We start from the raw sequence: 25067 nt of genomic DNA on the forward strand, positions 1-25067 counted from the left end.
CATCACCTCACTTCAAAGTTCAAGCGCCAGGGAAAAAAAGGGGTTAATTTTTTTCCTAAGATGATGCTTGAACTAGACATCTTCTTTAGACATGAAAAAATAGCGTTCACAGATTAAATTCGACATCATCGATAATCCTATCGACGAACGCCTTCTGGCAAAAAAATGCCTCGAGAAACAATTACTGTGAGTAACGCTATAAATTGCTTATAAAACACTTGAACTATTTTAACATAAACAATGGGGAAAGAAAACCTTCCCCCATTAATAGTTAACTAATCCTTGTTGGTAATATATTTTGCCTTCTTTTCATTGTGCTCCTCAAGTGTTTTTGAGAATAACACCGTTCCATCACCTGTTGCCAGGAAGTATAAATTATTTGTGTCACTTGGCTCCAGTGCAGCCTCAATTGATGCCTTTCCTGCATTGGCAATCGGACCAGGAGGAAGGCCAGTATGTTTGTAGGTATTATAAGGTGATTTGACTTCTAAATCTTCATATAAAACCCTTTCCTTATGTTTCCCTTGTGCATAAAGGACAGTTGGGTCCGTTTGAAGCGGCATTCCCTGCTCAATGCGATTATAAAAAACACTTGAAATCCCTTTGCGATCTGCTTGCATTGTCGCCTCCTCTTCAATTAAAGAAGACATTGTCAGCAATTGGTGCAAAGTAAGCTCCTTTTCGTTACTTGCCTCTTCATAAACGGCTAAGACCTTCTGAGTTTGGTCAAGCATAGCCACTACCATTTCTTCTACCGTAGGGTTCGTCTTATAAAACGGATAAGTTGCTGGAAACAGGTAGCCTTCCAGTGGATACTTCACATTAGGATTTAGAATATCGGTAGTCAGCAAATTAGGATACCTACCCATTAATTTTTGAATAAATGCTTTATCATTTATTTCATTTAATACTTCTTCTTCGGGTCTATCTATTGCCTTTGCCATAATTTGAACAATTTCAGTTAGCTGTTTTCCTTCTGGAATCGTTAAATTAAAAGCAGACTGTTGAAGGACTTTCCCTGTTTTTAAACGATTGACAATCTCAGAAATCTCCATTGAAGGACTTAACTCATATTCTCCGGCCATAAAACCTGACTCATTTTTAAATTTCACATAGTATTTAAAAACCTTTGCATTCTTAATCACACCACTTGCTTCTAATCTCTCTGATATCCCTGTCACAGATGAACCAATTGGAATATCAACCTTTTTTTGTTGTTTGCTGTCAGCATCAACAGGCTCAAGGGCTGACTTAATATAAAGATATCCGCCTCCACCAATAAAAACGATTAATATAAGGGTAAGAATTGTAATAATCATGACAATTCTCCGAACAATCCTTGCCTCGCTTTGCTGTTCAAGCATTCTTTTTTGTATTTGTGCTTTTTTTGAGTCTTTTTCATTTTTTGACATTTTATACGGACTCCTCTCACATGACCCATGCTGCATCTATCTTTCAAACTCTTTTTTATTCATCTTTTAAAAAAGCATATCGATATTATTTCAGCATATAGAGCGAAGTTTGTCAATTTATCACGAAATATAGGAATTTTTGGTAAAAAAAAACGACCTTATTAGGTCGATTTTTTAAAAAAATTATTCTTCGTCTTCTTCTTGTTCGTCAAAGAAAGTATTAAGCATTTCTTCAACCATGTCCCACTCTTCTTCTGTTTCAATTGGGATAAGTTCGCCGTCGTCGCCATCCTCAGAAGGGTTGAAAGCATAAGCATGAATCTCAGGTCCTTCTTCATCCTCATCTACTTCTCCAACTTGTTGGAATAATACGTACGATCTACCGAAGTCCTCTGATTCAAATGTAAACAACACTTCACATAGTTGCTCATTTCCTTTTTCATCTATAATTGTGATCTGGTTTTCTCCGTGTTCCATTTTCTTCACCTCATTAATTTCTGCTATCAAGATAGCCTTGTAAAATCATCATAGCTGCCATTTTATCGATTACCTTTTTACGTTTCTTCCGACTCACGTCCGCTTCAATCAATACCCGTTCCGCTGCCATTGTTGTCAGACGCTCGTCCCACAAAACAGTATCAACAGAAAATTGCTTTTCAATTTCTTGGGCAAATTGCTTACTTGCTTCGCCACGCGGTCCAATTGTACCGTTCATATTTTTCGGCATTCCAATGACTACTATTGTTATACCATACTCTTTTATTAATTGCCCAATTTCCTCAAAACCAAACTGATTTTTTTCTTCGTTAATTTTGAGAGTTTTAATTCCCTGTGCAGTCCAGCCAAGTTCGTCACTTATCGCAATGCCGACTGTCTTAGAACCTACATCCAATCCCATTATCCGCATTACTTATCCCTCTCGTTGCTGTTTTAGATAGGACTTAACTAATTCCTCAATTATTTCATCGCGCTCAAGCTTTCGAATGATGTTTCGGGCATCCCGATGGCGCGGAATATAAGCAGGATCTCCAGATAATAGATAACCGACAATTTGATTGATTGGATGATATCCCTTGTCCTGCAATGCCTCATAAACTTGAAATAGGACATCCTTGACATCGTGCTCAAAGGGTTCTTCTGGAAAATTAAATCTCATCGTTTTATCAAATGAGCTCATAACATGCACCTCGCTTTTTTGTAGAGGAGATAATTGTATGTCTAGCAAAAGCGCCGAGGCGCTTTTGCATTGCTAGTTTAGTCACCTTCATTTTACACTACTTTGTTTCATTATCAAATTGATTTTACCCATTCTTCAACGAATTGTAAGGCAGAATCGAGTTTTTCAGGGTCTTTCCCACCAGCCTGTGCCATATCTGGCCGACCGCCGCCGCCACCGCCGCAACGTGTTGCGACTTCTTTAATCAGCTTACCAGCGTGGTAGCCTTTGTCAATTAAGTCTTTAGTTACTGCAGCAATTAGATTTACTTTACCATCATGTGCACTTCCCAGTAGGATTACTGCCGATCCGAGCTTTTGCTTTAAATCATCCGCCATATTTCTGAGATTATTCATATCAGCTGCTTGAACCTTTGCTGCTAATACCGTAACACCATCAATTTCTTTCGCTTTAGAAACAAGATTGCCTGCTTCAATGTTTCCCAGCTTTGTTGAAAGTGACTCGTTTTCACGTTGAAGCTGTCTCATTTCTGACATTAAGACTTCAATGCGGTTTACCATTTCTTTCGGACTTGTTTTCAGTTTTTCTGATGCTTCCTTCAATAAGCTAACTTGCTCATTTAATAATTGGTATGCAGACTCACCTGTAACAGCCTCAATTCTCCTAGTTCCCGCACCAATACCACTCTCGGAAACAATCTTAAATAAGCCAATAACAGATGTATTTGGAACATGGCAGCCGCCGCAAAGTTCAAGACTGTAATCTCCAACCTTAACGACACGTACGATATCACCATATTTCTCGCCAAATAGCGCCATTGCTCCCATTTCCTTTGCTTGAGCAATTGGCTTTAAGCTAATATCCACTTCGATATTTTTCCAGATCTTTTCGTTTACGATTTTTTCAATTTCCTCTAATTCTTCTGGCTTTATTTGGCCAAAATGTGAAAAATCAAAGCGAAGTCGATCGGTTTGTACGAGTGAACCAGCTTGATTTACGTGAGTGCCCAAAACGTCTTTCAAAGCTTGATGCAGTAAGTGAGTTGCTGTATGGTTTTTAATAATTTGCACTCGATTTTCTTGATTCACACTTGCTTTTACATTTTGGTTGGTTCTTAGGGTTCCAAATTGGACTACAGCTTTATGGAGATTTTGCCCGTTTGGTGCTTTTTGAACATCTTTAACGGCAACAAGAACTCCTTCAGCCTCTAACAATCCGCTATCAGCAATTTGTCCGCCACTTTCGGCATAAAAAGGTGTTAGATCGAGAATAAGCTGTACCTCTTCACCAGATACCGCTTCCTCCATTAGCTCACCATTTTTAACAATCGCAACGACTGTGGAGTTAGTTTGAAGTTCTCCATAGCCGACAAACTCACTTTTGATTTTTAGGTCACCAAGGATTCCGCCTTGAACCTGCATAGAATCAACATCATGCCTTGCTGCTCTTGCACGCTCACGCTGCAGTTCCATTTCTTTGACAAAACCTTCATGGTCTACCTTCATACCTTCTTCACCAGCATATTCCTCTGTTAATTCAACAGGGAAACCGTAAGTATCATAAAGACGGAAGATATCAGACCCAGTGATGGTGTCGCTTCCCTTCTCTTTTTCCTTTTTAATGACACTGCCAAGGATAGCAAGACCTTCGTGAAGTGTTTCATGAAAACGTTCTTCTTCATTCTTAATAACCTTTTGGATAAACTCTTCCTTGTCTTTTACTTCAGGGTAGAAATCCTGCATGATTTCCCCAACAACTGGTACAAGCTCATACATAAAAGGACGATTAATGTTAATTTGTTTTGCGTAACGGACAGCACGACGAAGTAAGCGGCGCAAAACATAACCACGCCCTTCATTTGAAGGCAGTGCACCATCACCAACAGCAAAAGCAACTGTACGAATATGGTCAGCAATGACTTTAAAAGCAATATCCTTTTCTTTATCTACACCGTATTTCACGCCAGAAATCTCTTCTGTAGCCCGAATTGTAGGTATGAATAAATCAGTATCAAAGTTCGTCGGCACATTTTGAACGACAGATGCCATTCTTTCTAAGCCCATTCCAGTATCAATGTTTTTCTTTGGTAGCGGTGTATAGGTACCATCTGGATTATGGTTGAATTGGGAAAATACTAGGTTCCATACTTCTAGATAACGATCATTTTCGCCGCCCGGATAGTTTTCTGGATCGGTTGGATCATCTCCATACTCAGGACCTCGGTCATAGAATATTTCTGTATTTGGACCACTCGGGCCTTCCCCGATGTCCCAGAAGTTACCTTCCAGACGGATAATCCGCTCTTCGGGAATACCAATTTTTTTATTCCAGATTTCAAAAGCTTCATGGTCTTCAGGATGAATGGTCACGGATAATAGCTCTGGGTCCCAGCCAATCCACTTTTTATCCGTTAAAAATTCCCATGCCCATTCAATTGCTTCCACTTTAAAGTATTCACCAATCGAAAAATTTCCAAGCATTTCGAAAAATGTATGGTGGCGAGCGGTCTTGCCAACATTTTCAATATCATTGGTGCGAATTGATTTTTGAGCATTAGTAATCCTTGGATTTTCAGGAATGACACGTCCATCAAAGTATTTTTTTAATGTTGCTACGCCGCTGTTAATCCACAGCAAGGATGGATCTTCGTGCGGAACGAGTGGCGCACTTGGTTCAACCGCATGTCCTTTTTCTTGAAAAAAGTCTAGATACATTTTTCTAATTTCTGATCCAGTCAGGTATTTCATTTCTCATCGCCTCCTATTTATTAAAAAAATGAACACAAAAAAGCCCTCATCCCTAACAGGGACGAAGACTAGCCTCGCGGTACCACCCTGATTATGAACACAAGAAAAACTGCATTCATCTCTCAAAATTGCCTTAACGCGGCACTCACGGCAGTGGTTAGCTGCACTCTGGATTAGCTTTCTGTTATCCTTCATCTAGAGCTTCTTTCAGCTATGGAAGCTCCTCTCTAAAAAGATGGACTATAACATACTTGATCCTTCAACATGTTCATTCAATATTCTATATGAGGATTATAGCGACACAAATATCGTTTGTCAATATTCACCACTATTTAGGGGGCAGGTTCTTTTTATTACCCAAACTTGGTTCCTTTACATGGTTCGGTCGATGAAACCCTCTTTCATCGACTCAAACTACGTTCCATGACTTGGTTCGGTCGATAAAGGGCCGACAATATTATCGAGAATGGAAATATGAGAAAACTACTCAGTATTAATATGGGAAAGGTGATTTTTCGCATGAATAATACCTACTTTAAGAATAGCTAGCGTTGGAACCGCCAAAATCATTCCAATGATTCCTCCAATCTCTCCACCTCCGGTTAATGCAGCCATGATTATTAACGGATGCATGTGCAGACTTTTCCCGACAATATAGGGGGATAATATATTCCCTTCAATAAATTGGAGCCCAAAAACAATGGCAATGGTAATGAAGACCATTTTCCCTGAAGTCGTTGCAGCGATAACGATTGCTGGTACAGCGCCAATTATTGGACCAAAATAGGGAATCACATTCGTAATGGCGATAACTAACCCTAAAATTAACGGATACTTCAAGTCGAATATCCAAAATAAAATAGCAGACACCGTTCCGATGATGACACAAACTAACAGCTGCCCCCTGATATAACCGCCAAGGGATTCGTCAACATCCTTTAGAAACTTAGTCCCTTTTCTTCTCCATTTTTTTGGCGTCATATACCAAGCAGCTCGTTTCATTAAGTGAAAATCCTTTAGCATATAAAAAGCAATAAACGGAATAATCACGATAAGTATTGCAGAGTTTAGAAAGCTTAGCAGTATATCAACAATAACCGACAAAAGCGAATCTAATTTATTTTCAAAGGCGATTATCCCTTTATTTATTTCCTCCTGAAGGCCATCTGGCCATTCCCTTGTGTGTGATTGAAGTATTTTTATCCAATCACGGTACTGCTCAGCAAGTATTGGAGCACTTTCAGATAGATCTCTTAATTGTGCGATTAATGCTGGGATACCTTTATAAAGGGCAAATCCAATCCCTCCAAAAAATAGAAAATAAATAAGAAATATGGCAATTCCGCGGTGTAAGCCTTTTTCATGGAGTTTTTCAACAATAGGATGGAGCAAATAGGTAATAAACCCTCCGATAAAAAAAGGAAAGACGATAATCAGAATGATTTTAACAACCGGAAGCCAAACAAAACGAATTTTAAGGAATACATAAACAGCAATTAATAATAAAAGAAAAAAACCAATTCGATAAAACCATTTCATGCGAATATCCAACGAATTTGCCTCCTTATTATTATTATTTTTAGAGACATTCGTTTTAGTTATGCACTTTAAACACATTATCTAGTCTAAGGAAAAGCAAAATCCCCCTCATATTCGAGGGGGATAATTATTAGAATAATGCTCTTTTTACTTTTCTTTGCATTTTTTTCATCTGACGGCCAGACATCATGTTATTTCTTTGAGCGATGTTATATGCTGCTACACCAACACCCAACGCAATTACTGAAGTCATAACTTTATTCATTACGTTTCACCTCTTCTTCCTATTTCGTTAAAGGGTGTAACGACGCTCTTCTTCTTCAAACAAGTCATCCAGGGAACTGAGCGTTCCATCTTCTTCGACTTGATGGGTGTTGATAATACCATTTGATACAGACAATTCAATAAAACAACCCCAGCAATAGTATTGATTAATACCAATCTTACCAATATCTTTGCTCTGACAATTAGGACATTTAAACATGAAAGGAACACCTCACGTATGATTTACGTCAACAATGATGGCATCCTTTCCGATCGCTGGGGGCGTCTCAGATTGTATTACTTGTTTACCTTCCGTAATATCCGAAAAGAAACCATCCGTGATTTCGTACCCTACGATTGTGCCCAATTCTTCATGAAAATATACATCCTCCAGCAGACCAAGTGATTCTCCGCTTCTTGATAGAAGCATTTTACCGCTTAAGGAATGCTGATGGTTAATTGTATATTCTGGAATTGTTTTTAGTTTTTCTAATTGGTCATTATCTTCAATCATTACCCCATCCCAGCCAAAAGAAGATACATTATGAATGTCTAGATAGTAGTTTTGTTTGAAGAATACGCCTTTTTTTACCATTAATCCTTTGACCATTCCGTCTATAATACACAAGTCAGTTACTTCACCGATTTTTGATCCTGATCTCGTTTCAAAAATTGGCTGCCCTTTTATTAAGGAAAATGTTCGCAAAGAGTGTCTCACCTCCTGTGAACATTTATAGTGTCAGCCATTTGCCATGAAATCATAAGGTGTAAGGTTTTCCATGCCAATCATTGGATTAACTTGCATCAACCTCTCTTCAGCGGATAGAGTACCAATTGCAATATCCTCTTTGTCATCATTTGGCTGGGTGAGTGAAATTGTTTCCTGGAGCTTTTGGCGTAGTGTCGTTAGCCGACTTTGCTCATCCGCCCTTTCCACTCCCATTCGGAAAGCATCCACTTCCCCGCACAAAATTAATGATTGTTTACTTCTTGTGATGGCTGTATAAATAAGATTTCTCCTTAACATTCGGTAATAGCTTCTAGTAAGCGGAAGGATAACAATTGGAAATTCACTGCCTTGGGACTTATGTACAGAACAGCAATAGGCATGAGTGATTTGATTCAAATCCTGTTTTGAATAGGTTACTTCATTTCCTTCAAAAGAAATCAGAACCATGTCTTGTTTTTCGGTATTTTCCTTAGCATAAAAAATCGAAACAATCTCACCGATGTCACCATTAAAGACATTGCTTTCAGGCTGATTCACTAACTGGAGCACCTTATCGCCTATGCGATATTTTACATCACCAAATGCAATTTCTTTCCGAGTCCCATCAGGGTTAGGATTAAAGATTTCCTGCAATATTACATTTAAGCGGTCAATGCCAGCTGGACCTCTATACATCGGTGCCAGCACCTGAATATCCTTTGCAGTATATCCTTTCGTTTTCGCGTTTAACGCTACTTTTTCCACCACTTGAGGAATTTGTGCTCCAGAACATCTAATAAAAGACCGATCCTTCTGTTTTTCTGTAATATCAGCAGGTAATAAGCCCTTTTTAATTTCATGTGCCAATTCAATGATAGATGAGCCTTCCGCTTGCCGGTAAATATCGGTTAATCTTACCGTCGGAACACGTTCGGACATTAACAAGTCCTTTAATACTTGACCAGGACCTACCGATGGCAACTGGTCTTCATCACCAACAAGGATTACTTGAATGTTTTCAGGCAGTGCCCTAAACAATTGATTTGCTAACCAGATATCAAGCATAGAAGTTTCATCAACAATGATGATTTTCCCTTCTAGCGGACTTGCTTCGCTATGGTCAAATTCTTCTGTCCCATTAAATCCGAGTAAACGATGGATTGTGACAGCAGGAAGTCCTGTCGATTCACTCATTCTTTTTGCAGCCCTGCCTGTTGGAGCAGCGAGTAAAAACGGAAACGGTTCATCTTTTTTCTGATAATCCTTGAGCTCTAATGAACAGCCATGCAGTTCAGCATAGAGTTCAACAATTCCTTTGATAACAGTAGTTTTTCCTGTTCCAGGACCACCAGTTAAAATCAACATTGGCGACATTAACGCTGTTTGGATAGCTTCCTTTTGGGTTGGTGCATATTGAACATTTATTCGTTCTTCAAGGCTTCCTAAAGCAAGTAGAAATTCTGATTCCGGAAATTGTTCTTTATATTCCTTTTGCTCTAAAATGCGGTTAATGCTTGTAACAAGTCCTTTTTCAGCGAAATACAAGGAAGGTAAATATACCCTTTGCTCTTCGCCAATTACCTTGCCTTCTTCCTGAAGCTTAATTAGCTCGTTAGAGATTTCTAAAAACTCAATCTGATCTCTCTTATTCCCCTCAAGAAGTTCTTTAACCTGTACAAGTAAATCCTCTGCTTGAATAAAAACATGCCCCGTCTGCATGCTTTCACTCTCGAGTGTATAAAGGCAGGCTGCTTTAATCCGGTCTGGATGACTCCCTGAGATTCCGAGCTGATATCCAAGCTCATCAGCTCGTCCAAAACCTATTCCTTCGATATCCTCAACAAGCTTGTAGGGATTTTTTTGAATGATTTCAAGTGTGTTGTCCTTATAGGCCTGATAAATTCTCATTGATATTTGCGGACCAAATCCATACTGATTTAATGCGACCATTACCTGCTCGAGGCCTTGATGGTCCATTAAGGTATCATAGAGCATCTTCGCCTTTTCAGGAGGAAGCCTTGGAATCGAATCTAGTAAAGATGGCTGCGCAAGAATTTTTGAAATAGCATTTTCACCTAATGTTTCAACAATACTTTCTGCTGTCTTCTTCCCAATTCCTTTAAACATCTCACTTGATAAATAGGTGATAACGCCTTGTTTTGTCTGTGGGATTTCTTTGCGAAAGTGTTGGACTTGAAACTGCATCCCAAATTTTGGATGGTCTTTAAATTCGCCGAAGAAAGTGTAAGTTTCCTGTTCATGGATCTTAGGAAAATAGCCTGTTATCACTGCTTCTTTATCTTCATATTGATCATTCGTTTCTTCCACACGGATTCGTAATACGGTGTACAGATTTTGCTCATTATGAAAAATTGTTACCAGATGCCTTCCCCTCACAAACTTACCTTGCTCTTCAAATAAATCGAGTGAGTCCTGTTTTACCATTTCGGCTTCCTCCTTTCATTAGGATGATTATTTTTACTGACCTTTTTCTATTAGCTTTTTCGCATATCCGGCTAAAAGATGGTCTGGCTGTATTTCAAGTGCTTTCTCAAACATTGCTAATGCCTTTTTTGCATCTTCTTTGAAGGCATAGGAAACCCCAAGATTATAGTATGCGTCTGAATGTTCTGCATCTAACTTAAGGCACTTCTCTAATTGCACTATCGCCTCGTCAATTAATTCCAGCTGCGCTAGGCATAATCCATATTGAAAACATGCTTCAGCGTCCTCTTCATTCAACTCGACACTTCTCTGCAAATATGGAAGGGCAAATTTTCCCTGATCCAACTGCACAAGTGTCAGACCTAACATGAAGTAATTGTCACTGGAATGAAGCCCTTTTTTCATGGCATGTTCAAACATATCTTTCGCTGTCTCAAATTTTTCATTGCTGAAATATATATTACCCGCACTATAGTAAGCCGCAGCGGCATTTTCATCTAACTGGATTGCCTTCTCATAAAATTTCAATGCCTTTTCATCGTCACCTACCGCAGAAAGCACATTTCCAAAGTTAATATAGGCGATGGCATCTTGTGGATTTTCTTCAATTACTTCATTAAAAATCTTCGCTGCCTCTTCCCATTTTCCTTCTTGCATGTATTGTACACCTAATTGGTTTTTATCCATTTTTCATCAACTCCATCTTAATTTCGAGTATATCATATATACTAATACCTGAGCATCTAGGCTGAATCTAAAAAATCCCTGACTCCATTTAGGAATCAGGGAAACACCTACCCTACATACGTCAAACGTTGACCATCTTTATAAACTTCATCGATTGTGCCGCCACCAAGACATTCATCACCATTATAAAAAACAACGGCTTGACCTGGGGTAATTGCACGAAGTGGTTCATGAAAAACCACGTTCACTTTATTGTCTTCAAGAAGACGGACGGTAACTTTGTGGTCTTCCTGACGGTATCTGAATTTTGCCGTACATTCGAATTCTACAGGTTTTTCACTGTTCGATACCCAACTAACGTCAGTAGCAATAATTGAATCGGAATAAAGTTTTTCATGATGGAATCCTTGTCCAACATAAAGAACATTTCTTTTTAAATCCTTGCCAATAGCAAACCAAGGTTCACCGGCACCGCCAATCCCTAATCCATGGCGCTGACCAATTGTATGATACATTAAGCCTTCATGCCTGCCCATAACGGTACCATCAAAGGTTTCCATATTTCCCGATTGTGCCGGAAGATATTGGCCAAGAAACTCTTTAAAGTTCCGTTCACCAATAAAGCAAATACCGGTACTATCTTTTTTCGTTGCTGTCGCAAGATTTGCCTCTTTAGCAATTTCCCGTACTCTTGGTTTTTCAAGATTACCAATCGGGAACATGACTTTACTGAGCATATCCTGCGTTAATTGATTTAAGAAGTAGGTTTGGTCCTTATTTTCATCTAAGCCACGGACCATTTTGTACTCGCCATCACGAAACTCCACCTGTGCATAATGACCAGTTGCAAGATAATCAGCACCCAGATTCATCGCATGCTCAAGAAACGCCTTAAATTTGATTTCCTTATTACACATAACATCCGGATTCGGAGTTCTTCCCGCCTTGTATTCTTCAAGGAAATAGGTAAAAACCTTGTCCCAATATTGTTTTTCGAAATTAACTGCATAATAAGGGATACCAATTTGATTACATACACGAATCACATCGTTATAATCCTCTGTTGCGGTACACACTCCGAACTCGTCTGTATCATCCCAGTTTTTCATGAAGATGCCGATGACGTCATACCCCTGTTGCTTTAATAAAAGTGCAGCAACGGAAGAATCCACTCCGCCTGACATCCCAACAACTACTCTTGTATTTTTTCTATCCTTAGTTTCCACTATATTCACCACTCTTCACCTTTCAAATGGTCGTGCATTTATTTTTTCAGACGAGAAACAACCTTTGCTGTTTCGCAAGCCGCCTTAATAATCTGTTCCTTCGTTGTGTTATAGCCAAAGCTATAACGAATCGAATTGGTCAAACGTTCTGATTCCTCACCAAACATGGCAACAAGGACATGTGAAGGTTTAACGGAGCCAGCAGTACAGGCGGAACCACTTGAAACAGCAATACCAGCTAAATCAAGATTAACAAGCATAGCCTCAACGTTTGTTCCCGGAAAGCTTAAGTTTAATACATGGGGTAAGGATTCTTCAAGTATTCCGTTTAATTTGAATTCAATATTTTGTTCCGTTAGCTGCTGAATAAATATTTCTTTATATTCAATAAAAGCTGATCGCTTCTCGGTTTGCATTTTCCCAGAAATCCTTACTGCCTCATGTAAGCCAATAATCGAGGCAAGATTTTCTGTTCCGGCACGCCTTTTTCTTTCTTGGTCCCCACCAAAAGAACGTGGGACCAATTTAACATGGTCACGTGAAAACAGGAAGCCTATTCCTTTTGGACCATTAATTTTATGAGCGGATACTGATAATAAATCAATGCCGCAACGATTTACATCAATTCCTTCGATACCATAGGCTTGGACAGCATCCGTATGAAACAGTGCCTGATGGTCCTTTAAAAGCTGGCCAATTTCACTTATCGGCTGGATGGTGCCCACCTCATTATTACCGTACATAATCGACACCAAAATCGTATCTTCCCTTAATTCCCTGCTCAAATCTGTAAGAGAAATTTTTCCTGTTTCGTCTACCGGTAAATAAGTAACCTCGAAGCCTAGTTTTTCTAATTTCTGACAGGCGTGAAGCACCGCGTGATGTTCTATTTTGGTTGTGATAATATGTTTCCCTATATGCTGATAGCCTTCGGCGACACCAAATAAGGCCATATTATCGGCCTCTGTTCCCCCGCTTGTAAAAATAATCTCATTTTCCTTTGCACCGATACTGCGTGCTAATTCTTCACGAGCTGTATCGATAGAGTGACGTGCTTCCCTGCCAAAAGAATGAATACTGGAAGGATTCCCAAAAGTGTTAGCCATCGCTTCCATCATTTTTTCAACAACGCTAGGATGCATCGGTGTTGTAGCCGCATGGTCGAGATAAATTCGTTCCATTTTTCCACCTTCTATAAAAAATAATTCTTTATTATACCATTCACATTAAATATAAAACATATAACCGTCTATTTCACCGTCTTCGCTATGACTTGCCAGATCAGTGAGCGTGGTCTGATCAAGAACGCCCTTAATCGCATCACGAATTCGAATCCAAAGTTCCCGCTGTGCGGGACCCTCATCTTCTAGTCCCTCAACAAGTGTGATTGGTCCTTCAAGGACACGAATCACATCACCTGCAGTAATTTTTGAAGGTTCTAGGGCAAGAACATAACCGCCGTACGCTCCACGGATACTTCTTACCAATCCCGCATTTCGGAGCGGGGCAATTAATTGTTCAAGATAATGTTCCGATAAACCATTAGCCTGAGCAATGGCTTTTAAGGATGTAGGACCCTCACCATAATTTTTTGCAAGTTCAATCATGATCGTAAGGCCATAACGGCCTTTCGTCGAAATTTTCATCTATAAGCACCTCTATTCGTTTTGATTCAGTATTTATTTAAGTAGTATTCCAATAAAAAATCCTTAGTAATTTGATAGACATTAGCTATTATAGCATATTGTTCTTTAATATGCTTTTTCGCTAAAAAATGATAGAGTTAAGATAATTCATTTTATAAGTTGGAGAGGTTATCATGCAACAAAAACCGCTTGCATTCCGTATGCGCCCTAGAACAATTGATGAAGTTGTCGGCCAGCAGCATTTGGTGGCCGAGGATAAAATAATTGCCCGGATGGTGAAGGCCAAACAGCTAACATCAATGATTTTATATGGCCCGCCCGGTATCGGTAAAACCTCAATTGCGAGTGCTATTGCCGGAAGTACGAAGTATGCTTTTCGTACCCTTAACGCTGTCACAAATAATAAAAAGGACATGGAAATTGTTGCCGCTGAGGCAAAAATGTCTGGAAAGGTGATACTACTCCTCGACGAGGTCCACCGTCTTGATAAAGGGAAACAGGATTTCTTACTCCCTTACCTAGAAAATGGGATGATTACGTTAATAGGAGCGACAACCAGCAACCCCTATCATGCAATTAATCCTGCTATTCGAAGCCGCTGTCAGATATTTGAACTCAAACCGTTGTCGGCTGAGGAGATAAAGACCGCTCTCCTGCGTGCAATTGAAGATCCAGAGCGAGGATACGGCCGCTTGAGAGTAAAAATTTCGGAGGAGGCATTAAATCATTTTGCCCAAGCTTCGAACGGTGACGTAAGAAGCTCGTTAAATGCACTTGAGCTAGCGATTCTTTCGACAGATACGGCAGATAATGAAGTCATTCCTATTGATTTACAAACGGCTGAGGAATGCATGCAAAAGAAAAGCTATGGTTCTGATAGGGATGGTGATGGTCATTATGATGTGCTATCCGCCTTTCAAAAATCAATCCGCGGCAGTGACGTAAATGCTGCGCTCCATTACCTAGGAAGATTAATAGAAGCGGGCGATCTTCAAAGCATTAGCAGACGACTGCTTGTCATTGCTTATGAAGATATTGGACTCGCTAGCCCGCAAGCAGGAGCTCGTACGTTAGCAGCGATTGAAACCTCTGAACGAATTGGTTTTCCCGAAGCAAGAATTCCGCTTGCAAATGCAGTGATTGAGTTGTGCTTATCACCAAAATCAAACTCAGCAGTAATCGCCATTAGCGAAGCACTTGCAGATATCCAAAAGGGAAACATCGGTGAAATACCTGATCATTTACGCGATGCCCATTATAAAGGGGCCAAGGAGCTTGGTAGAGGAATTGGCTACTTATATCCTCATGATTACGAAGCAGGCTGGGTTCCACAACAGTATTTACCAAATAAGTTAAGAAGCAAACAATACTATCACCCTAAGAAAACCGGTAAATTTGAGCAGGCCTTGGCAAATGTTTACGGTAAATTAACGCGTAAAAAATAACCTTCAGGAATTTACCTGAAGGTTATTTTTATTATGCAGCAACGTCTCGCTTGTTAAAAACATAGAAGGCGAGAAATTGAAAAATCACGAAGTAAACAAGGATCATGATGATTGAGAAGGTAATTGTCATCCCTTCAACTAATGGTGCTCCTTCGAAATACTGCATTAAGTTTGTATTCGCAAACAAAATATATTTTGCCCATGTAAATTTCATCGATAATAAACCAGTTAGTGAAGAACCCATAAACATTAAAAATATTGATAACCCAATTGCTAAGGAACTGTTCCTGAAAACAGAGGATATCATGAATGCCATCGTTGCCAGCATAATCATCTCAATAGAAGCCAACCCATAGTAATTGATTAAATAAATCACCATATGCTGCTCGGTTACTTGTCCATCAAAATAATTTAAATAAGGTATGGCTTGTTCCGGCAATCCAAAGAGAATCGTCCCTAGTACCGCAGAAAAGACAAATAAGGACACAACCAGCAACAAGGCAAACAGTAATACTGTCAAATACTTTGATAATAATATTTTGCTTCGATTAATTGGCCGAATTAATAATAGCTTAATTGTCCCCCAAGTAAATTCACTTGCGACAATCCCGGCGGAAACAATAATTGTAAACAAGCCAGCCAATATGATAATTTCTGAACTATCCTTTACGAACGACCAACTATTATATTTTTCTCTAAAAGGAATATCATGCTCGATTCGATACTCGTTAATGGCAATTTGCTTTTTATAATAATCCTGTTCGACTTTCATCGGACTTGAATCTAACTGACTCTTTAATGCCTCATTTTCCTGAACTAGTACTGTCTTCCAATCCTCGTTATGATTCTGATCCGTTCCATTTTCTTGGTACTTCATAAATGCACCCGTAATGGCAACAATTAACAACAAAATAGCAAGCATTACATATGTACCCGGTCTTCTAAAAATCTTCATCCATTCATTTCGTATTAAATTAAGCACGTTTGCCCGCCCCCTTATCTGACGTCACTTCAAGGAAGCGATCTTCTAGTGTTTTTGCTACTTCTTTTATTCCATAAAGTTTTATTCCGCCTTCGACGAACATATTTACGATTTGAGGTATTTCTTCTTTTGCGAGTGTGACCGTTATCCCATTTCTTGAACTAGTGACAGATACATTCGGGAAGTTGGATTGCAGAAGCGAGAGTGCGGTTTCACTAGGGGTGACCTCAAACTCGAAGGTTGCTTCATGGCCTTGAACAAAATCATGTACAAGCTGTACATCAATAAGGCGACCATCCTGAATAATTCCAATTCTATCACACATCATTTCCATTTCTGACAGCATATGACTTGAAACAATAACCGCCATCTTTTTCTCTCTTGCAAGTAAACGGATGTAGTCACGAATTTCTCTGATTCCAGCTGGATCCAAACCATTTGTCGGCTCGTCCAATATTAATATATCTGGATCATGTAAAAGGCATTGCGCTACACCTAATCTTTGACGCATACCCAGTGAGTACGTTTTAACCTTGTCGTTAATGCGACTCGTTAATCCAACAAGTTTAACAACTTCATCAATTTTTTCTTTTGTAATTCCTTTAGACATTCTCGCAAAATGAATGAGATTTTGGTACCCGGTAAGAAATTTATACATTTCCGGATTTTCGACAATTGCACCAACATGTCTAACCGCATCCTCGAATTTTGTTTTTATACTTGAACCAGCGATGGTAATATCCCCAGAGGTAATACCCATTAAACCGACAATCATCCGAATGGTCGTAGTTTTTCCCGCACCATTTGGACCAAGAAAGCCAAAGACCTCTCCTTTATTCACCTCAAAGCTGATATTATCAATGATCTTTCGCCCTTTAATTACTTTGGTGACATCCTTGAGTACTATGATAGATTCCAATGTTTTTCCCCTCTCTGCATTTATACCTCTATTAAGTTTACCGCATTTTTCTAATAATTTCCTTCAAAAAAAATAACCCCAAACTTTTTAAGTTTGGGGCATTTGTTATTTCTCATCGGATACCCGTTGAATTTTTATATCCTTTAGAAGTTTTCTAACAACATAACTTGCCATGATCAGTCCGCAGGCAGATGGAACAAAGGCATTTGAGGCTGGGGGCATTTGTCCTTTTCTTGTTGCCGCTTGTTCATTTCCAACTTCTTTTTTAATATCTTCGCGAATGACAATTGGACTTTCATCGGAAAAGACAACAGGAATGCCTTTATGGATTCTTTCCTTGCGTAGCTTTTGGCGGATAACCTTTGCGATTGGGTCCGTATGTGTTTTGGAAATATCTACAATTTGGAAGCGGGTAGGATCCATCTTATTGGCAGCACCCATGCTCGAAATGATTGGGATGTTTCTTTTTAAACATTCCTTCATCAGATGAATTTTATAAACAATTGTATCTGAGGCATCGACGACAAAATCTAAATTGTAATTAAAAAATTCCTCATAGGTATCTTCTGTATAAAAGATTTTTAAAGCAATTACTTCACAATCAGGGTTAATATCCTTTATTCGCTCTTTCATAAGATCTACTTTCGGTTGACCAATCGTAGATAGGAGAGCAATAAGCTGGCGGTTAATGTTGGTAATATCAACATCATCTTTATCGACTAGTATTAAACGGCCCACACCAGAGCGTGCAAGCGCCTCAGCAGCGAATGAGCCAACTCCCCCCACTCCCAAAACAGCAACGGTGCTGTTTTTCATGATTTCCATACCTTCTTTGCCCATGGCAAGTTCATTACGAGAAAATTGATGTAACATACGTTCCTCCAGAAATTTAGATTCGATTCATTATTAAATATCTTTTACCCTAAAAAATATATCATACCTTTACTTAAAAACAAGTATTTTGATGGGAATTATAATAGTTTTACTTGTGGAAAGCCTTTTTCCAATTTTCATTTTTCGGAGCTCGTAGACGGCTTCTACGTGACCTCTTTTTCTGACTTTTTCTTTTTAAGGTCACGTAGACAGCCTCTACGTGACCTCTTTTTCCGATTTTTCTTTTTTCAGGGCACGTAGACAGTCTCTACGTGACCCCTTTTTCTGATTTTTCTTTTTTCAGGTCACGTAGACAGCCTCTACGTGACCTCTTTTCCGATTTTCCCATTTTCAGGACACGTAGACGGCTACAGCGCACTCTATTTTCCCTCCAACTGGTAGATATCGAGGACTTACCCCTTGGATAACCCACAATCCGCAAAAAAGCAAATAAAAATAGCCCCCTGCTTATGCAGGGGACTATTTTTATAAGAGTCCCAATGGTGCCGTCGCTCTTGTGCCTTCTTTTGATCCCGCTACTTTCGCAGGTGGGTGTCTTGTTCCTAGTTTATGCAAGTCCCCTTACCGTGAAGGTGGGGCATTTACGCAGCTAGGAAACTCCGGACTCCCGAAGAAATAATGTTGGTCAAAAGATAGGTAATACAACGTACATTTCAGGACGCTTATTTGATTGGTTTTATAATAACATATATTAAAAACACTTTCAAGGATTCATGTAACCGTTTTATTCGCCTTATTTCTTAACCTTTAATGACAAGTAAAGCTCATTTAACTGGGCTTCTGAAACCTCACCAGGTGCATCTGTTAACAAACAACTTGCACTAGCAGTTTTTGGAAATGCAATCGTATCCCGTAAATTAGTGCTTCCAGCTAGAAGCATCACCAAACGGTCTAACCCAAGGGCAATTCCTCCATGTGGAGGTGTTCCATATTCGAAAGCATTTAGCAGGAAGCCAAACTGATTCTTAGCTTCTTCAGGTGTGAAACCGAGAACACTAAACATTTTTTCTTGAACAGTTCTTTCGAATATCCTTAATGATCCTCCGCCGAGCTCGTATCCGTTTAACACAAGGTCATAAGCTTGCGCACGCACTCTGCCCGGGTCTGTATCGAGGTAAGGAAGATCTTCCCTAACAGGCATGGTAAATGGATGATGGGCAGCATAATAGCGTCCCTCTTCCTCTGCGTATTCAAGAAGCGGCCAATCAGTAACCCACAAGAAGTTGAACTGACTTTGATCAATTAAATTTAATTCTTTCCCTAACTTTAAGCGGAGAGCGCCTAATGCATCAGCAACAACCTTCTGTTTATCTGCAACAAATAGCAAGAGGTCACCCGGATTTGCTTCAAGCGTAGCCTTAAGGGCATTTGCATCCTCATCACCAAAGAACTTCGCAATTGGACCTTTCAGACCATCTTCATCTACCTTTAGCCATGCAAGCCCCTTTGCCCCGTATACAGCAACAAATTCTGTTAACGCATCGATGTCTTTCCGGGAATAGTTATCAGCTGAACCTTTTACATTGATTGCCTTAACCTGCCCCCCATTAGTAACGGCAGCAGAAAATACTTTAAAGCCTGAATCCTTAACAACTTCTGAAAGGTCAACAAGTTCCAGTCCAAAACGAGTATCCGGTTTATCTGAACCGAAGCGGCTCATCGCTTCATCATAAGTCATCCTTGGGAAAGCAGCAGGTACTTCAACACCTTTTACTTCCTTCATTAACTGAGTCATCATTCTTTCCATCATCTTAATGATATCCTCTTGACTTAAGAAACTAGTCTCAATATCGATTTGTGTAAATTCCGGCTGACGGTCTGCACGCAAATCCTCATCGCGGAAGCAACGGGCAATCTGATAGTAACGCTCAATCCCGCCAACCATTAACATCTGTTTAAAAAGCTGCGGTGATTGCGGAAGGGCATAGAATTCACCAGGATGCACGCGGCTTGGTACAAGATAGTCACGGGCCCCTTCAGGTGTACTTTTTGTCAAAATCGGTGTTTCAATATCCAAAAATCCTTCAGAATCAAGAAAATCTCTAATTTGCTTCGTCACTTGATGACGCATTTTTAAGGTTTCAAAAATAACTGGACGGCGGAAATCTAAATAACGATATTTAAGACGAATGTCTTCCGATGCATCTGTTTTATCCGATATTGTAAACGGAGGTGTTTTCGCCTCATTAATAATCGTCACTTTTTCCGCATGGACTTCAATCGTTCCAGTCTTTAGGTTTGGATTAACCGTTCCAGCTTCGCGCGCGACAACTGTCCCAACGATATCTAAAACAAACTCATTGCGGATTTTTTCAGCGGCCTCTAGGGCTTCCTTTGATAAGTCCGGGTTGAATACGACTTGAACAATTCCTGAACGGTCGCGGAGGTCAATAAAAATCAGTCCGCCTAAATCTCGGCGTTTTTGGACCCACCCTTTTAGCGTTACTTTTTCACCTATAGCTGATTCTGGAACATCACCGCAAAAATATGATCGACCATACATATTACTCACTCCTCCCAATCCTTTATCTCTTGTAAATGTTTGCTCAAGTCCGCTAAATCAACTTCCACTTGTTCGCCCGTTTCCATATTTTTCAAATTAATAATATTATTTTTCAATTCCTCGTCACCAAGTACGGCAACATACTTCGCTTTCAATCGATCAGCAGCCTTAAATTGAGCTTTGATTTTTCGATTTAGATAATCTCTCTCAGCAGAAATACCAGCCAATCGAAGCTGTTGCAGAAGCCCGACACTATAGTCCTTTGCTTCCTCACCGAGGGTTGCTATATAGCAATCAATCGGCTGATTAATATTAAGCTCGACTCCTTCTGCATTAAGTGCTGCAATAAAACGCTCGATACTTAAGGCAAACCCAATTCCAGGTGTTTCTGGGCCACCAATTTCTTCAGCTAAGCCGTTATATCGACCGCCGCCACATAAAGTGGTAATAGCACCAAAGCCCTCGGCATCACTCATAATTTCAAACGCAGTGTGATTGTAATAATCTAAGCCGCGAACGAGATTTGGGTCAACAACAAAAGTAATATCCAATTGAGTTAAGTACTTTTGCAGTTTTTCAAAATAGGCTTTTGACTCCTCATTTAAATAATCGATGATGGATGGTGCAGAAGCCATCAATTCGTGCTTGTGGTCTTGTTTACAGTCAAGGATCCTTAATGGATTTTTTTCAAGACGGTTCTGGCAATCCTGACAAAACTCTCCAATCCGTGGCTTAAAGTGGTTAACTAACGCATTGCGGTGAGCGTTTCTGCTCTCCTTGTCTCCGAGACTATTAACAACGAGCTTCAGTTTCTTTAAGCCCATTTCCTTATATAAATTCATCGCTAGTGAAATTACCTCAGCATCGATAGCCGGGTCATTACTTCCTAACGCCTCAATGCCAAATTGGACAAATTGACGGAAGCGACCTGCCTGAGGGCGTTCATATCGGAACATTGGCCCCAAATAATAAAGCTTAACAGGCTGGTTGGCATAGCCAAACATCTTCTTCTCTACAAACGATCTAACAACAGCGGCCGTTCCTTCTGGTCTTAGCGTCAGGCTGCGGTCTCCCCGATCAGTAAAGGTGTACATTTCTTTTTGCACAATATCAGTTGTATCGCCTACACCTCTAGAGAATAAATCCGTATGTTCAAAGATTGGTGTCCGAATTTCTTGATATTGATATTTTTCGCAAAGTTCTCTCGCCTTTGCCTCAATCAGCTGCCACTTTTCTACCTCTCCGGGCAGAATGTCTTGGGTGCCTCTAGGAATACTAATAGACATAGCAAAATTTCCTCCTTCGCATATGTAATAATCTCTTTTAAAAAATAAAAAACTCCCGTCCCTTGTATAAATACAAGGGACGAGAGTTATAATTCCCGCGGTGCCACCCTAGTTAAAGGCAAATTGAATATGCCTTCCACTTTTACAGTTAACGCCTGCTTACGTTCTTCTCCTACTAAAGTAAAACTCTTTCAGAGCGAAGCCTACGGAGTGTTCATTCATTAAGTAACATGCAGAAATGCTTTCAGCCTGGGGCATTTCCTCTCTTATCATGTTTTAGTCTTAATTACTATGCTCCATCATTGGTTATTTCATTTTGTTTTATTTATATAATAATACGGAGCATCGTTTCTAATGTCAAGAACGATTTAAGATCTTTCCAAATGTTTTTTCAACTTTCTAACATCTCCGATTGTCAGTCCGAATTCGGATGCCAGTTCAAAGGTACCATTATTTTGTTCCTTTTGAATAAAATCATGAAAATCCACACCAAACATCCTGCTTTCCATGGACTGAACATTCATTCCCTTTTCACTTGATCTCATCACATTTCACCTCGTCCTCTTCCTCTATACTCCTATTATTTCCATCAATTCGAAAAACTTACACAAAAAAGGTGATTTTAAAAAAGACATAATATTAACAATAAAGGAATGATTTTCATGTAGTTATACGCTAAAATAGAGGATGAAAAAGGGGGGAGACAATGTGCAGAAGGTTTAGTCTACCTTTATTTTGCTTCATGTTAGTTTTCGGTGCCTTTCAGTTGCCAGAAAAAAGCTATGCAACAGGCGGTACGATTACGATAGCTGAGGAGACCGTCAATGTACGCAGCGGCCCGAGTTTAAGCTACCAATTAGTGAAGCAAGTAAAGCACGGCGAAAAATACTCGATGATAAAAGAACAGAATAACTGGATTGAAATCCAGCTTTCTAGCGGAAAAACAGGATGGGTGGCCAATTGGGTTGTAACAATAAACAGCAGCTTTGCTTCAAAAGCAGCTAAAGGCTCAATGCAAGCAACCGCAGAAGTGTCTGAAGACCAATTACGCGTTCGTTCCGGTCCGGGGACAAGCTTCCGGATCATCGGTGTTTTAAACAAAGGACAAGCTGTCACGGTCCTTGAAGACAATGAAAACTGGTTAAAGGTCAAAACGGATTTCGGCGAAGGCTGGGTAACCCGACAATACGTATTAATAAAGAATAGTCAGGATCCTCCTAAGTCAGAATCAAAAAAAACAAGCACGGGTGTTGTTAATGAATTAATAAATGTAAGAAATGAGCCTTCCATATCAAGTACTATTCTTGGGAAACTCCCAAAAGGAAGAACCATTACCATTTATTCCAAAAAGGATAATTGGTTAGAGATACAGTTTGAAAATCAAAAGGCATGGGTCAGCGCTGATTATGTTCAAACCGAAGGAGAAAACGAAAAGGCAGAAAAAAGTTCTAGCGGGATTACAGGAGAGTTAACGGCAAGCACTCTTAATGTTCGCAGCAATTATTCATTAAATTCAAGCATCGTTGGAACAATTACAAAAGGACAGCGATTTTCGATTATTGAGGAAAACAACAATTGGATTAAAATTGAATACCAGCCAGGCAAGTTTGGCTGGGCAGCTGGCTGGTACTTTAGTAAGAATCAATCCCAAGAAAATCTTAGTTCAAAAGATAGTAAAATTACCATCCTTCATAATGGGACAAACATCCGAAAAAGCCCATCTGTTGAATCAGAGGTTCTTCACCGAGCGAATGAAGGGGAAACTTTTTCTATTAAAAAGGCAGAAAATAATTGGTATGAAATTAGCCTTGGAGATGGTTCAAGCGGGTTTGTAGCCGGTTGGATTGTCACCGCCAATGGAGCTGGTCCAATTATTGAAAAACAAGGTGTAGAAAGTTATCTTAAATACAAAACCATCGTCATTGACCCCGGTCACGGAGGGATTGATGACGGTGCAACGGGAACGAATGGAACACGCGAAAAAGAACTGACACTGCGAACAGCTACGCTTTTATATGACAAGTTAAAATCGGCTGGTGCTAATGTTATTCTAACTAGAAGCAACGATTCCTATCTCCCCCTTCCCTCAAGGGTAAGGACGGCTGGTGTACACCAAGCAGATGCATTTATAAGCCTGCATTATGATAGCAATTTAGACAGAAGCATCCGGGGGATGACTGGTTACTATTATCATCCCTATCAAAAGGAGCTCGCCGACTATTTATACCATTCAACAAATGAGCACACAAGATTGAAAAGTCGCGGTGTACGTCAAGGTGATTACCACGTGATTCGTGAAAACAATCAGAAATCAGTGCTCATGGAACTAGGTTATATTAGCAATCCTGAGGAAGCGATGACACTAAATTCGAGTCAATTCCAAGAAAATGCAGCAACAGGTCTTTATAATGGACTTGCACGCTTCTTTAAAGATAATTAAATACTGTAGCGTTGAAATTGTTACTTGTTGATTGGAGCGGAAGGCGCGAAAGACTCCTCGAAAACGCTAGCGCATTTCCTTCGTGCGGTGAGTATTCAAAGGAAGCTTATTCAATGTCCTGCGGGAGGACGGGGCAGGGGAGACCCCGCAGGAGCTTTAGCGACGAGGAGGCTCCCCGGACCGCCCGCGGAAAGCGAAGCGCCTGGAGCTCCAATCAACAGATAAGTTAACACAATAAACAAAAGGCTTGGCACCTATAAATGTGCCAAGCCTTTTGTTTTGTATAGTTTAGGATTTACTTTCAATGATAAGTGTAACCGGACCATCGTTCGTTAAGTCAACATCCATCATCGCGCCAAATCGGCCAGTCTCAACCTTTATATTTTTGTTTCTTAGTAAACGGTTAAAGGTTTCGTAAAGGAGATTTGCTTGATCAGGTCTTGCAGCATCCATGAAATTAGGTCTTCTCCCTTTACGGCAATCACCATATAGCGTGAACTGTGAGATCGAGAGAATTTCACCGCCGACATCGATTAAGGATAAATTCATTTTCCCGGCATCATCTTCAAATATCCTTAAATTAACTATTTTCTCTGCCAAAAATGCTGCATCCGCTTCGGTGTCTTCATGTGTGACACCAACAAGCAAAACAAGACCTTTTGAAATCTGTCCAACAATTCTTTCGTCAACGGTAACTTTAGCCTTTTTACTGCGCTGAACAACAACTCTCATCTTTTAAGAAACTC

The 25067-nt window shown here is 39.8% G+C and carries 23 protein-coding genes, 1 other RNA gene and 2 other annotated features; of the genes, 2 read left to right on the forward strand and 22 right to left on the reverse strand.

Annotation, left to right across the window (positions count from 1 at the left end):
* Positions 1–275 precede the first annotated feature (275 nt).
* The 14 genes from mltG to NSS81_RS04880 form a co-directional block, all read right to left on the reverse strand.
* Positions 276–1412, reverse strand: a complete 1137-nt coding sequence (gene mltG / locus NSS81_RS04815) for an endolytic transglycosylase MltG (protein ID WP_342432404.1) — start codon at positions 1410–1412, stop codon at positions 276–278.
* A 183-nt stretch (positions 1413–1595) separates the two neighbouring features.
* Positions 1596–1889, reverse strand: coding sequence for a DUF1292 domain-containing protein (locus tag NSS81_RS04820; protein ID WP_342432405.1), 294 nt, complete (start codon positions 1887–1889; stop codon positions 1596–1598).
* A gap of 13 nt (positions 1890–1902) precedes the next feature.
* Positions 1903–2319 (reverse strand): Holliday junction resolvase RuvX, encoded by a 417-nt coding sequence (ruvX, locus tag NSS81_RS04825; protein ID WP_342432406.1) that lies wholly within the window; start codon positions 2317–2319, stop codon positions 1903–1905.
* Between the two features lie 3 nt (positions 2320–2322).
* Positions 2323–2589, reverse strand: a complete 267-nt coding sequence (locus NSS81_RS04830; RefSeq protein WP_342432407.1) for an IreB family regulatory phosphoprotein — start codon at positions 2587–2589, stop codon at positions 2323–2325.
* A gap of 113 nt (positions 2590–2702) precedes the next feature.
* Positions 2703–5336: an alanine--tRNA ligase gene (gene alaS, locus NSS81_RS04835; protein WP_342432408.1), complete on the reverse strand. Its 2634-nt coding sequence runs from the start codon at positions 5334–5336 to the stop codon at positions 2703–2705.
* Positions 5337–5390: 54 nt separating this feature from the next.
* Positions 5391–5608: a binding site (T-box leader), on the reverse strand.
* A gap of 211 nt (positions 5609–5819) precedes the next feature.
* Positions 5820–6887, reverse strand: a complete 1068-nt coding sequence (locus NSS81_RS04840) for an AI-2E family transporter (protein ID WP_342432409.1) — start codon at positions 6885–6887, stop codon at positions 5820–5822.
* A 118-nt stretch (positions 6888–7005) separates the two neighbouring features.
* A complete protein-coding gene (locus NSS81_RS04845) occupies positions 7006–7140 on the reverse strand; it encodes a YrzQ family protein (RefSeq protein ID WP_342432410.1) in 135 nt (44 codons plus the stop codon).
* 27 nt (positions 7141–7167) lie between these two features.
* Positions 7168–7359 (reverse strand): hypothetical protein, encoded by a 192-nt coding sequence (locus tag NSS81_RS04850; protein ID WP_342432411.1) that lies wholly within the window; start codon positions 7357–7359, stop codon positions 7168–7170.
* 12 nt (positions 7360–7371) lie between these two features.
* On the reverse strand, positions 7372–7845 hold the full coding sequence (locus tag NSS81_RS04855; RefSeq protein ID WP_342432412.1) for a PRC-barrel domain-containing protein: 474 nt from the start codon (positions 7843–7845) through the stop codon (positions 7372–7374).
* Positions 7846–7878: 33 nt separating this feature from the next.
* A complete protein-coding gene (locus NSS81_RS04860; protein WP_342432413.1) occupies positions 7879–10293 on the reverse strand; it encodes an ATP-dependent RecD-like DNA helicase in 2415 nt (804 codons plus the stop codon).
* Between the two features lie 33 nt (positions 10294–10326).
* Positions 10327–10980, reverse strand: a complete 654-nt coding sequence (locus tag NSS81_RS04865; RefSeq protein ID WP_342432414.1) for a tetratricopeptide repeat protein — start codon at positions 10978–10980, stop codon at positions 10327–10329.
* Positions 10981–11087: 107 nt separating this feature from the next.
* Positions 11088–12206, reverse strand: coding sequence for a tRNA 2-thiouridine(34) synthase MnmA (mnmA, locus tag NSS81_RS04870; protein WP_342433940.1), 1119 nt, complete (start codon positions 12204–12206; stop codon positions 11088–11090).
* Between the two features lie 38 nt (positions 12207–12244).
* Positions 12245–13387: a cysteine desulfurase family protein gene (locus NSS81_RS04875; RefSeq protein WP_342432415.1), complete on the reverse strand. Its 1143-nt coding sequence runs from the start codon at positions 13385–13387 to the stop codon at positions 12245–12247.
* Positions 13388–13432: 45 nt separating this feature from the next.
* The gene (locus tag NSS81_RS04880; RefSeq protein WP_342432416.1) at positions 13433–13852 is read right to left on the reverse strand and encodes an Rrf2 family transcriptional regulator; all 420 of its coding nucleotides are present in this window, start codon (positions 13850–13852) and stop codon (positions 13433–13435) included.
* A gap of 173 nt (positions 13853–14025) precedes the next feature.
* Between NSS81_RS04880 and NSS81_RS04885 the strand changes: the two genes are divergently transcribed.
* The gene (locus tag NSS81_RS04885; RefSeq protein ID WP_342432417.1) at positions 14026–15297 is read left to right on the forward strand and encodes a replication-associated recombination protein A; all 1272 of its coding nucleotides are present in this window, start codon (positions 14026–14028) and stop codon (positions 15295–15297) included.
* 31 nt (positions 15298–15328) lie between these two features.
* Here NSS81_RS04885 and NSS81_RS04890 read toward each other — a convergent pair whose 3' ends face one another.
* The 7 genes from NSS81_RS04890 to NSS81_RS04920 all read right to left on the reverse strand — a co-directional run bounded on the left by NSS81_RS04890 (position 15329) and on the right by NSS81_RS04920 (position 22426).
* Positions 15329–16279, reverse strand: a complete 951-nt coding sequence (locus NSS81_RS04890; protein WP_342432418.1) for an ABC transporter permease — start codon at positions 16277–16279, stop codon at positions 15329–15331.
* A complete protein-coding gene (locus NSS81_RS04895; RefSeq protein WP_342432419.1) occupies positions 16272–17198 on the reverse strand; it encodes an ABC transporter ATP-binding protein in 927 nt (308 codons plus the stop codon). Before NSS81_RS04895 ends, NSS81_RS04890 begins: the two co-directional genes overlap by 8 nt.
* 105 nt (positions 17199–17303) lie before the next feature.
* Positions 17304–18071, reverse strand: a complete 768-nt coding sequence (locus NSS81_RS04900; RefSeq protein WP_342432420.1) for a tRNA threonylcarbamoyladenosine dehydratase — start codon at positions 18069–18071, stop codon at positions 17304–17306.
* Positions 18072–18561: 490 nt separating this feature from the next.
* Positions 18562–18755: non-coding RNA, 6S RNA (gene ssrS, locus NSS81_RS04905), on the reverse strand.
* A gap of 70 nt (positions 18756–18825) precedes the next feature.
* Positions 18826–20595, reverse strand: coding sequence for an aspartate--tRNA ligase (aspS, locus tag NSS81_RS04910; RefSeq protein WP_342432421.1), 1770 nt, complete (start codon positions 20593–20595; stop codon positions 18826–18828).
* Positions 20596–20600: 5 nt separating this feature from the next.
* A complete protein-coding gene (gene hisS, locus NSS81_RS04915; protein WP_342432422.1) occupies positions 20601–21881 on the reverse strand; it encodes a histidine--tRNA ligase in 1281 nt (426 codons plus the stop codon).
* Between the two features lie 72 nt (positions 21882–21953).
* Positions 21954–22193, reverse strand: a binding site (T-box leader).
* Positions 22194–22249: 56 nt separating this feature from the next.
* Positions 22250–22426, reverse strand: a complete 177-nt coding sequence (locus NSS81_RS04920) for a hypothetical protein (RefSeq protein WP_342432423.1) — start codon at positions 22424–22426, stop codon at positions 22250–22252.
* Positions 22427–22587: 161 nt separating this feature from the next.
* Between NSS81_RS04920 and NSS81_RS04925 the strand changes: the two genes are divergently transcribed.
* Positions 22588–24321: an SH3 domain-containing protein gene (locus tag NSS81_RS04925; RefSeq protein WP_342432424.1), complete on the forward strand. Its 1734-nt coding sequence runs from the start codon at positions 22588–22590 to the stop codon at positions 24319–24321.
* Between the two features lie 288 nt (positions 24322–24609).
* Here the strand turns inward: NSS81_RS04925 and dtd are convergent, their stop codons facing one another.
* Complete coding sequence (dtd, locus tag NSS81_RS04930) at positions 24610–25053, reverse strand: D-aminoacyl-tRNA deacylase (RefSeq protein ID WP_342432425.1); 444 nt, start codon at positions 25051–25053, stop codon at positions 24610–24612.
* Between the last annotated feature and the right edge of the window lie 14 nt (positions 25054–25067).

It is taken from the genome of Neobacillus sp. FSL H8-0543, from assembly GCF_038592905.1.
In the GTDB taxonomy this organism is placed as follows: Bacteria; Bacillota; Bacilli; order Bacillales; family Cytobacillaceae; genus Neobacillus.